Annotated in this window: 8 protein-coding genes; 7 read left to right on the forward strand and 1 reads right to left on the reverse strand. The window is 40.5% G+C overall.

Translation table 11 applies throughout. From position 1 onward, the window contains the following. Positions 1-96: 96 nt before the first annotated feature. Complete coding sequence (gene adhE, locus I3B46_RS10390) at positions 97-2757, reverse strand: bifunctional acetaldehyde-CoA/alcohol dehydrogenase (protein WP_014656066.1); 2661 nt, start codon at positions 2755-2757, stop codon at positions 97-99. 494 nt (positions 2758-3251) lie between these two features. Here adhE and I3B46_RS10395 point away from each other — a divergent pair, with 494 nt between their 5' ends. From I3B46_RS10395 to oppF, 7 genes are all read left to right on the forward strand, one after another. Then, positions 3252-3896, forward strand: a complete 645-nt coding sequence (locus tag I3B46_RS10395) for a YchE family NAAT transporter (protein WP_104873511.1) — start codon at positions 3252-3254, stop codon at positions 3894-3896. A gap of 631 nt (positions 3897-4527) precedes the next feature. Beyond that, positions 4528-6141, forward strand: coding sequence for an ABC transporter substrate-binding protein (locus tag I3B46_RS10400; RefSeq protein ID WP_004920261.1), 1614 nt, complete (start codon positions 4528-4530; stop codon positions 6139-6141). A 92-nt stretch (positions 6142-6233) separates the two neighbouring features. Beyond that, positions 6234-7874 carry an oligopeptide ABC transporter substrate-binding protein OppA gene (gene oppA / locus I3B46_RS10405; protein WP_014656063.1) on the forward strand — a complete coding sequence of 547 codons (1641 nt, stop codon included), beginning with the start codon at positions 6234-6236 and terminating at the stop codon, positions 7872-7874. A gap of 78 nt (positions 7875-7952) precedes the next feature. Continuing rightward, the gene (gene oppB, locus I3B46_RS10410; protein WP_004920256.1) at positions 7953-8873 is read left to right on the forward strand and encodes an oligopeptide ABC transporter permease OppB; all 921 of its coding nucleotides are present in this window, start codon (positions 7953-7955) and stop codon (positions 8871-8873) included. A 15-nt stretch (positions 8874-8888) separates the two neighbouring features. After that, the gene (gene oppC / locus I3B46_RS10415; RefSeq protein ID WP_014656062.1) at positions 8889-9797 is read left to right on the forward strand and encodes an oligopeptide ABC transporter permease OppC; all 909 of its coding nucleotides are present in this window, start codon (positions 8889-8891) and stop codon (positions 9795-9797) included. An 11-nt stretch (positions 9798-9808) separates the two neighbouring features. Continuing rightward, entirely contained in the window at positions 9809-10798 is a 990-nt protein-coding gene (locus tag I3B46_RS10420; protein WP_004920252.1) for an ABC transporter ATP-binding protein, read from the forward strand. Next, positions 10795-11796 carry a murein tripeptide/oligopeptide ABC transporter ATP binding protein OppF gene (gene oppF, locus I3B46_RS10425; protein ID WP_004920250.1) on the forward strand — a complete coding sequence of 334 codons (1002 nt, stop codon included), beginning with the start codon at positions 10795-10797 and terminating at the stop codon, positions 11794-11796. Before I3B46_RS10420 ends, oppF begins: the two co-directional genes overlap by 4 nt. Positions 11797-11918: the final 122 nt, after the last annotated feature.

Genomic DNA, 11918 nt, shown 5'->3' on the forward strand with positions numbered 1-11918 from the left:
TAAAAATTATAAGGATAATAATCATTTATTATCCTTATTAAAAAAGAGAGGCACTGAGTTTTAAATCAGTGCCTCTCTTATTAATTAGCTACCTAACTATTTTTTTGAACTTTTCTTTTCCACTTTTGCTGCTGTTGTTGTGGATGTTTGTTCAGTGAATTCGCGTCCATAATAGGAATCCAGTAATAGCTGTTTCAATTCAGAAATTAATGGATAGCGAGGGTTTGCACCGGTACATTGGTCGTCAAATGCATCCTCAGAGAGCTTATCAACGCGTGCTAAGAAGTCTGCTTCAGGCACACCTGCTTCACGTATGGATTTAGGGATACCTAAATCTGCTTTGATTTCCTCAAGCCATGCTAATAGTTTTTCAATTTTAGCATCGGTACGGTCGCTAGATTTTGTTAAACCTAAATGATCGGCTATTTCAGCATAACGGCGTCGTGCTTGTGGACGGTCATATTGGCTAAATGCCGTTTGTTTAGTTGGGTTATCGTTAGCATTATAACGAACGACGTTACTAATTAATAAGGCATTCGCTAATCCATGTGGTATGTGGAACTCAGAGCCTAATTTATGGGCCATTGAGTGACAAACCCCTAAGAATGCGTTTGCAAATGCAATCCCAGCGATGGTTGCAGCGTTATGGACACGCTCTCTTGCAACAGGATTGGTTGCCCCTTCATGATAACTCGTCGGTAGGTACTCTTTTAATAAGCTAAGCGCTTGTAATGCTTGACCATCAGAGTATTCATTCGCTAATACAGAAACATAGGCTTCCATCGCATGAGTCACAGCATCCAGACCACCAAATGCGGTCAGTGATTTCGGCATATTCATCACAAGGTTTGCATCGACGATAGCCATATTTGGAGTCAGTGCATAGTCCGCTAATGGGTATTTTTGACCTGTTTTATCATCCGTTACCACTGCAAATGGGGTAACTTCAGAGCCTGTTCCTGAGGTCGTTGTAATCGCAACTAATTTTGCTTTTACTCCCATTTTAGGGAAACGGTGAATACGTTTACGGATATCCATAAAGCGTAGTGCTAATTCTTCAAAATGCGTTTCTGGATGTTCGTACATAACCCACATAATTTTGGCCGCGTCCATTGGGGAGCCACCACCTAATGCAATAATGACATCAGGTTTAAAGGCGTTCATTTGAGCGGCACCTTTACGGACGACCGTTAATGTAGGATCAGCTTCAACCTCAAAGAAAACGTCGGTTTCAATATGGTGTTTTTTCAGTACATTTACCACTTCTTCAACATAGCCATTGTTAAATAAATAGCCATCAGTGACGATAAATGCACGTTTTGCGCCATCCGTTGCGATCTCTTCAAGTGCAATAGGGAGACAACCGCGACGGAAATAGATTGAGTTAGGAAGTTTATGCCACAACATATTTTCAGCTCTTTTCGCCACGGTTTTAGTATTGATCAAATGTTTTGGTCCAACGTTTTCAGAGATTGAGTTACCACCCCATGAACCGCAACCAAGTGTGAGAGAAGGCGCTAATTTAAAGTTATAGAGGTCACCGATACCCCCTTGTGAAGCGGGCGTATTAATGAGGATACGCGCGGTTTTCATTTTGACGCCGAAGTAATTAACACGTTCAGCTTGGTTATCTTGGTCTGTATATAGACAAGAGGTGTGACCGATACCCCCCATTTCGACTAATTGCTCGGCTTTGTCTACAGCCTCTTCAAAGTTTTTAGCGCGATACATGGCGAGGAGTGGCGATAATTTTTCGTGGGCAAATGGCTCTGAATCTGCAATCACCTTGACTTCACCAATAAGTATTTTCGTGGTTACAGGTACAGTAACACCGGCCATTTCAGCGATTTTATATGCAGTTTGACCAACAATTGCTGCGTTCAGACTACCATTTTTCAAAATAACATCTTGAACGGCTTTAAGCTCTTTACCTTGCAGTATATAGCCACCGTGGGTCGCGAAGCGTTCACGAACCTGATTATAAATTTCATCGACGACAACAACGGATTGCTCGGATGCACAGATGACGCCATTATCGAAGGTTTTTGACATCAAGATAGACGCCACAGCACGTTTGATATCGGCTGTTTCATCGATAACAACCGGTGTATTACCTGCGCCTACACCAATAGCAGGTTTACCGGAGCTGTATGCCGCTTTCACCATACCAGGACCACCTGTTGCTAAAATCAGGTTGATATCCTCGTGATGCATCAATGCATTAGATAATTCGACCGATGGTGCATCGATCCAACCGATAATATCTTTCGGTGCACCAGCTTCGATAGCTGCTTTAAGAACAATTTCTGCCGCTTTATTGGTTGCATTTTTAGCGCGAGGGTGCGGAGAAAAAATAATTGCATTACGCGTTTTTAAACTAATTAAAGATTTAAAAATGGCGGTTGAGGTTGGGTTAGTGGTTGGAACGATACCACAGATAATACCGATAGGTTCAGCGATAGTAATTGTTCCAAAAGTTGGGTCTTCAGAAAGCACGCCACAGGTTTTTTCGTCTTTATAGGCATTATAAATATATTCAGAGGCAAAGTGATTTTTGATCACCTTATCTTCAACAATACCCATACCTGATTCTTCTACAGCAAGTTTAGCGAGCGGGATCCGTGCGTCTGCTGCTGCAAGCGCTGCTGCGCGGAAAATGCGGTCAACTTGCTCTTGAGAGAAGTTAGCGAATTCACGCTGAGCTTTTTTGACACGAGCAACGAGGTCATTGAGTTCGGTAACATTAGTTACTGACATAGAGATTACTCCTGATAAATGTTAAACTTTTTAAGCCAATGAGCAGTGCTTCTTGAAACATTAAAACGCTAAAAACTGAGTAGATAAATTATAGTTTATATTTATTAACATATTTTATTTATCCGCTTATTGGCTTAAAAAGCTTTTAGTACAAGGTGAAAAGCGTACTTTTCTTAAATTAACTCCCTCTATCAGTTAAGAATAGATTAGCATTATTTGTGTTTATTGATGTGATTTAGATCACAAAAATCCAAAGCTGACTCCTTTCAGCAAGCCTATTTTGAGGGAATGCATGTTTTTTGTTGAAATTAGACACAATATTTTTTGATAACGAATAAAAAGAGCTAAAAAATCATATTATTTGCATGAAGTTTAAGCGAATAACTAACAGTAACCGCTAAAATAAAACTTAGCAGAATCTATTTTATTTATTTAGTGATAAACTTTAACTATCTGTGATTTTCTTAAATCTGATTATTTAAAGGTGCTGATGCGTGAGTGCAGGATTACTTGATTTATCAGGCTATATAAAATTTTTTATTGGTCTTTTTGCGTTAGTAAACCCAGTGGGAATTCTGCCTGTGTTTATTAGCATGACTAATTATCAAAGTAGCGCTGGGCGTAACAAAACAAATACGATAGCGAATACTTCTGTCGCTATCATTTTATGTACATCATTATTAATCGGTGATTCAATTCTGCAAGTATTTGGTATTTCTATCGATTCATTCCGCATTGCGGGTGGAATATTAATTGTAACGATTGCAATGTCGATGATCAGTGGGAAAATCGGTGAAGACAAACAAAATAAACAAGAGAAAACAGAAACAGCAGTGCGAGATAGTATCGGGGTAGTACCACTTGCATTACCGCTAATGGCAGGACCGGGGGCAATTAGCTCTTGTATCGTTTGGTCATCTCGGTGGCATGGTTGGCAAAACTTTATCGGTCTGGCGCTGACAAGTATTGTGTTTGCATTTTGCTGTTGGTTACTGTTCCGCTCGGCATCATTGCTTGTTCGCTACTTAGGGCAAACAGGGATTAACGTGGTGACGCGAATTATGGGACTGCTTCTGATGTCTCTGGGGATAGAGTTTATTGTTACAGGGGTTAAAGCATTATTTCCCGGTCTTCTATAATCATTTTTTGACATACTAATTCTCTTGCTCATAGATCACTATTATATGGTGATCTATAAGTGTCTATTACATTAGTAATAATATTCCGATTAAAAAAACGCCAAACAAATAAACACCATTATCGTTTTTTAACTTATAGGTATCACTAATAAAAAATGATGGTGTTATTCTATTAAATGATAGTCATAAATAGATTATCTTTTGCCTGCTAATCTGCTGTTATTTTGTGCTGATTTCAATTCCCTTTTCTTATAATAATATGTCGCATTTTTTGCTAAATAAGGCATAAAAAGTAAGGAAATGTGAGCCAAGTAAATTTTTGCGCTATTTAATTTATTCAATGTTAATGATATGTTTAAACAAGTCTCAATTGTGCGAATAGATGAATAACAGAATAATCATCTATTTATACAATAAAATCATAACGCTTTTAGTTTAATACAGGCTTGTCTAGCTTGCGGGTGATTACACAATTTTAACATTTTGTAACAAAAATGTGAGAGGCCAAAAGTGGATTATTAAAACTAATCCAAAGGGAAATACTCTAAGTTTCAGGGTATGACGCGAAACAAAATAACCAGATAGGATGCTGAAGTTTGTTGTAGCAACCAAATAACCGTTGAGGGTGATAATGAATTTTTTTACCAAGAGTTTGTATTCACTACCTATATTTTTAGTTGCATTACACACTAATGCAGATCCAGTGTCTGCGTCGATTAAGCAAGCGATTACCATTAATAACGGCACAGAGGTTTCGTCATTAGACCCCCATAAAGTCGAAGGGATCCCTGAGAGCAATATTATTCTTAATCTTCTTGAAGGGCTAGTTTATACGGATGTGGATGGTAAGGTGACACCCGGTGTTGCCGAAAGTTGGACTAATGATAATTATACTACATGGGTGTTTACTCTCAGAGATAATGCCAAGTGGAGCGATGGTACACCAGTGACTGCACAAGACTTTGTGTATAGCTGGCAGCGGTTAGCCGACCCTAAAACAGGCTCTCCTTATTCAAGTTACTTGCAAAATGCCTATATTGAGAATGCTTCTGAAATTTTAAAAGGTAAAAAGCCAATTGAGTCTCTTGGTGTGAAAGCGTTGGATGAGAAACATTTGCAAGTCACGTTGACCCATCCAGTACCTTATTTTATCGATATGCTTAATCACACGGCGATGAAGCCCGTAAACAGAAAAGCGATTGAAAAATATGGCGATAAATGGACTCAGCCCAAAAATTTTATCGGCAATGGAGCCTATGTATTAGATAAATGGGTTGTCAATGAACGGATTGTTTTGAAGCGTAATCCACAGTATTGGAATAATCAAAACAGTAAAATTGATGAAGCGACATTTTTAGCTATTTCTTCAGAAGTGAGTGATGTAAACCGTTATCGTAGCGGTGAAATTGATATCAGTAATTCAGCAATTCCGCCTGTTCTTTATAAAAAAATGCAAATAGAACGGCCGAACGAATTATATATTCGTCCTTACCTATGTACGTTCTACTACGAGATTAATAATAGCAAACCACCATTTACCGATCCGAGAGTGCGAGAGGCGATAAAGCTCGGGTTAGATAGGGAAACCATTACGAATAAAATAATGGCACAAGGGCAAATTGTTGCTTATGGTTTTACACCTACTTTCATTAATAATGGCGATTTTTCCCCACCAGAGTGGGCAAATTGGAGTAATGAAAAACGCTACCAGCGTGCAAAGGCTCTTTTGGAAGAAGCGGGTTACAATGCGCAAAATCCACTGAAATTCTCACTTCTGTATAACACATCCGATCAAAATAAACAGCAGGCTATCGTCGCAGCTTCAATGTGGAAAAAAAATATTGGAGCCGAGGTAAGTTTACAAAATCAAGAATGGAAGACGTCGTTACAGAGTCGCCATGATGGTAACTATGATGTTGTGCGTGTGACTTGGTGCGCTGATTATAATGAACCATCGGCATTTTTAAATATTATGTCGTCAGATAGCAGTAATAACACCGCATTTTATAAAAACTCAAAATTCGATGCTTTGTTAGAAAAGGCATTGAGCGCGCCAGATGACGCCAGTCGTAAACAAATCTATCAGCAGGCGGAAGCACTACTCGATCAAGATTCAGCGATTATTCCCGTCTATTATCGGGTCAGTGTGCGTTTAATTAAACCTTCGGTTGGTGGATTCAAAGGAAAAGACCCTCTTGATAATATGGATATTAAACGGTTATATATAAATCAAGATAATAAATAGTAATTAAATAATTAAAAAAACAGTTTACCGAATGGGTAAACATATTAATCCACAATGTCACCATAATATATGGTATGGGAGTAACGGATAAAATGAGTAAACACATTCATAAAACCATGATTGCTTTAGGTGTTGCCGCTGGATTGATGACAGGGGGGATAGCGAGCAGCTTTGCCGCTACAGTGCCTGCTGGTGTTGAACTTGCAGAAAAACAAACGTTAGTCCGTAATAATGGCTCTGAACCTCAATCCCTAGATCCACATAAAATTGAAGGTGTTCCTGAATCGGCTTTAGCGCGTGATCTCTTTGAAGGTTTAACGGTCGTAGGTCCTAATGGTGAAATCTTACCTGGTTCAGCTGTAAGTTGGGAAAATAAAGATTTTAAAGAGTGGACGTTTAAAATTCGTGAAGGGGCTAAATGGTCAAACGGTGACCCTGTAACAGCACAAGACTTCGTTTATAGTTTCCAACGTATCGTTGATCCTGATACTGCTTCTCCTTATGCGAGCTATCTACAATATGCACACATTAAGAATGTCGATGACATTATTACCGGAAAGAAAAAACCCGAAGAGCTGGGTGTTAAAGCATTGGATGATCATACTCTTGTGCTGGAGTTAAGTGAGGCGGTTCCTTATATCCCCAAATTGATGATCCACTCATCAATGTCACCGGTTAATAAAAAAGTGGTTGAGAAATATGGCGCTAAATGGACGCAACCACAAAACTTTGTAGGCAATGGTGCTTATAAACTAAAAGATTGGACCGTTAACGAACGTATCGTTCTTGAGCGTAGTCCAACATATTGGGATAACGCTAATACCATTATCGATCAAGTGACCTACCTGCCGATTTCTTCAGAGGTGACTGACGTTAACCGCTACCGCAGCGGTGAAATTGATATGACCTATAGCAATTTACCAATTGAGCAATTTAAGAGCCTACAAAAAAGCATGCCTAATGAGTTACGCGTGAACCCATATCTGTGCATTTATTACTACGAAATTAATAACGAAAAACCGCCATTTAATGACCCTCGAGTCAGAGAGGCATTGAAGCTATCAATGGATAGGGATGTGATCACCTATAAAGTGAAGGCTCAAGGGGATATTCCGGCATATGGTTTCACACCGCCATTTACCAGTGGCATGAAAACTGAAAAACCGGATTGGTATACCAACATGACGCAAGAGCAACGCAATGAAAAAGCGAAACAGCTACTTGAAGAGGCTGGTTATAATAAATCAAATCCGTTGAAATTTAACCTGCTGTATAACACCTCCGATTTACATAAACGTATTGCCATTGCTGCATCATCAATGTGGAAGAAAAATATCGGCGCAGAAGTGAAATTGGAAAACCAAGAGTGGAAAACCTTCTTAGATAGCCGACACCAAGGTGCTTATGATGTCGCACGTGCAGGATGGTGTGCTGACTATAATGAACCGTCTTCCTTCCTCAATATGTTACTGTCTAATAGTAGTAATAATACGGTTCACTATAAGAACAAAGAATTTGATGCGGTGATGAAGCAGACTTTGCAAGTGAAAACAGATGAAGAACGTTCTGATTTGTACAATAAAGCAGAAAAAATCCTAGATAAAGACTCCGCTGTTGTGCCTCTTTATTACTATGTTAATACTCGTTTAGTTAAGCCGTATGTAGGTGGGTATACAGGAAAAGACCCGCTAGACAACCTGCATACAAAAGACCTTTATATTATCAAGCACTAACAATAATAATCCGGCTCTTCGGAGCCGGATAACAATATGATTATTGGTCCGACTAAGCAACGGAAGTAGGAAAGGGCAATGTTAAAATTTATTTTACGGCGTTTACTTGAAGCGATCCCGACACTTTTTATTCTTATTACAATTTCATTTTTTATGATGCGTTTAGCACCAGGCAGCCCTTTTACGGGGGAACGTAAATTACCACCTGAAGTTATGGCAAATATTGAAGCGAAATACCATCTGAATGACCCTATGTATAAACAGTATTTCAGCTATTTAGTTCAATTATCTAAAGGTGACTTTGGTCCATCATTTAAATATAAAGACTACAGCGTTAACGACTTAGTGGCAAAAGCCTTCCCAGTGTCTGCGAAATTAGGTGCAACTGCTTTTATCGTCGCCGTCTTCTTTGGTGTGACAGCGGGGGTTATTGCCGCATTGAATCAAAATAGCAAATGGGATTTTACAGTCATGGGGTTCGCCATGACGGGGGTTGTCATCCCAAGCTTTGTTGTGGCACCGTTATTGGTGCTGATATTCGCCATTCATTTGAAATGGCTCCCCGGTGGTGGCTGGGATGGTGGTAACCTCAAACATATGATTTTGCCGATGGTGGCATTATCACTAGCTTATATTGCAAGCATTTCGCGTATTACGCGTGGCTCCATGATTGAAATCATGCACTCCAACTTTATTCGTACAGCACGCGCAAAAGGCTTACCACTGCGTACGATCATTTTACGACATGCCTTAAAACCAGCATTACTCCCTGTGCTTTCTTATATGGGGCCTGCTTTTGTGGGGATTATTACGGGTTCGATGGTTATTGAAACTATCTTTGGTTTACCAGGTATAGGGCAATTGTTTGTTAATGGCGCGTTGAACCGTGATTACTCTTTGGTGCTTAGCCTAACAATCTTAGTTGGCGTATTAACGATTACCTTTAACGCTATTGTCGATGTGCTGTATGCCGTTATCGACCCGAAAATTCGCTATTAGTCCGGAGAGAACGCTATGTTATTAAATCAAAAAAATAGTGAAGCTCTGGAAAAGCTTTCTGAGCAATTAGATATTGAAGGGCGCAGTTTATGGCAGGATGCACGACGTCGGTTTATGCATAACCGAGCGGCAATTTTTAGCCTCTTTATCCTATTTTTGATCACCTTATTTGTCATCTTTGCCCCCATGTTATCTCCCTTTTTATATGATGATACTGATTGGGAAATGATGTCGATGCCTCCTGATTTGGCAAGTGGTCACTATTTTGGCACCGACGCCTCTGGCCGTGATCTTTTGGTGAGGGTAGCGATTGGTGGACGAATTTCTCTGATGGTAGGGGTGGCTGCTGCATTGGTTGCTGTGGTTGTTGGTACCTTATATGGCTCTATTGCAGGTTATGTTGGCGGGAAAGTGGACTCCATCATGATGCGTTTGTTGGAGATCTTAAACTCATTTCCATTTATGTTTTTTGTGATCTTGTTGGTAACACTCTTCGGTACAAATATCTTATTGATATTTGTTGCGATAGGGATGGTTTCTTGGCTGGATATGGCGCGTATCGTTCGTGGGCAAACTTTAGGACTGAAACGCAAAGAGTTTATTGAGGCTGCTTTAGTTTGTGGGGTGAGTACTCGCCATATTATTTTGCGCCATATCGTTCCTAATGTATTAGGTGTGGTTGTGGTGTATGCGTCATTACTGGTGCCAAGTATGATCCTATTTGAATCATTTTTAAGCTTTCTAGGGTTAGGGACACAAGAGCCGCTTAGTAGCTGGGGAGCGTTATTGAGTGATGGGGCAAACTCAATGGAAGTGACGCCATGGCTATTACTGATCCCCGCGGGTTTTCTAGTAGTAACTCTGTTTTGTTTTAACTTTATCGGCGATGGTTTACGTGATGCCCTCGACCCGAAAGACCGTTAGAGGGAGCTATTATGTCTAATATTCAATCATCTAACCCTCTCTTGAGTGTAAAAGATCTCAATGTGACCTTTTCAACTCCTGATGGTGATGTCACCGCAGTCAACAAGTTGAATTTTGAACTACGTGCTGGCGAAACACTGGGTATTGTCGGTGAGTCAGGCTCAGGAAAATCACAAACAGCATTTGCATTAATGGGGCTGTTAGCGCGTAACGGCAAAATAGGTGGCTCAGCGATATTTAACGGACGTGAAATTTTAAATTTAAAAGAAAAAGCGTTAAATAAGATGCGTGCGGAAGAAATCTCTATCATCTTCCAAGACCCGATGACCTCTCTCAATCCATATTTAAAGATTGGCACACAATTATCTGAAGTGTTAATGCTACATAAAGGGATGAGTAAGCAAGAGGCATTTGAGGAGTCTGTTCGCATGTTGGATGCCGTTAAAATGCCAGAAGCACGTAAACGAATGAATATGTATCCCCATGAGTTTTCTGGGGGGATGCGTCAACGGGTTATGATTGCGATGGCGTTATTGTGTCAGCCTAAGTTATTGATTGCCGATGAGCCAACAACCGCGTTAGATGTCACGGTTCAAGCACAAATCATGACTCTGTTAAATGAACTGAAAAAAGAGTTTGATACCGCTATTATCTTGATCACCCATGACTTAGGGGTCGTCGCTGGCGTGTGTGACAAAGTGTTAGTGATGTATGCGGGGCGCACTATGGAGTATGGCTCAGCCCGAGATATTTTCTATCAACCCTCTCATCCTTATTCATTAGGGCTACTTGCCGCAGTGCCGCGTTTGGATGGCGATGATGAAAGCCTAGCGACCATAGCGGGTAACCCACCTAACTTATTGCGCTTACCAAAAGGCTGCCCATTCTCGCCACGTTGCCAATATGCGAATGCACAATGTATTGAACAAGAGCCTGAGCTGAATGCATTTTCAGCGGGTCGATTAAGAGCTTGCTTTAAGCCGGTGGAGGAGCTGGTATGACACAACATGAAAATAGGCCAGTTTTGCTCGAGGTCAATGATTTAAAAGTGCATTTCTCTATTCGAGATAAAAAACAGTGGTTCTGGCAGCCTGATAAAAGCTTAAAAGCTGTTGATGGCGTGACGTTACGTCTGTATGAAGGCGAAACATTAGGTGTTGTTGGGGAGTCAGGGTGCGGGAAATCAACTTTCGCACGTGCCATTATTGGCTTAGTAAAATCGACAGGCGGCTCTGTGAGCTGGCTGGGGAATAATTTATTAGGATTAAATGAAAAACAGTGGCGGGATATACGTAGCGATATTCAAATGATTTTCCAAGATCCTTTGGCATCGCTGAACCCTCGCATGACGATAGGCGACATTATTGCCGAGCCACTGAAAACGTATAATCCAAAAATGCCGCAATCTGAAGTGATCGAAAAGGTCAGAAAAATGATGATGCGGGTAGGGTTATTACCTAATCTGATTAACCGTTATCCCCATGAATTTTCAGGGGGGCAGTGCCAGCGTATTGGGATAGCAAGGGCATTGATCCTTGAGCCTAAACTGGTCATTTGTGATGAGCCTGTTTCTGCACTTGATGTCTCTATTCAAGCGCAAGTCGTTAACTTATTACAAGAGCTTCAAAGGGAAATGGGCCTATCCTTAATATTTATTGCCCATGACCTCGCGGTCGTCAAACATATCTCTGACCGTGTATTAGTGATGTATTTGGGAAATGCCGTTGAATTAGGCACCTATGATGAAGTGTATAACAATCCACTTCATCCTTATACCAAAGCACTAATGTCTGCGGTACCCGTTCCTGATCCTGACAAGGAAAAAAATAAAACCATTGAATTACTTGAAGGGGAACTGCCGTCACCCATTAATCCGCCTTCAGGTTGTGTATTTAGAACTCGCTGTCCACTTGCTGATGAAGGTTGCGCTAAAACAAAACCTTTATTAGAAGGGAGCTTTAAACATGCGGTATCTTGTTTAAAAGTCGATCCACTATAACGGATTTGTATGCCTAGTTAGAATGCCAGTTAGTGATGCTGACTGGCATTTTTCTTGGGACCATTTATTGATATTGACCATAAAAATCGCGCCCTAACTCAAAGGCTAGGGCGCGGTTAGCG

Source organism: Providencia sp. 2.29 (genome assembly GCF_015832305.1).
Classification (GTDB): Bacteria; Pseudomonadota; Gammaproteobacteria; order Enterobacterales; family Enterobacteriaceae; genus Providencia; species Providencia stuartii.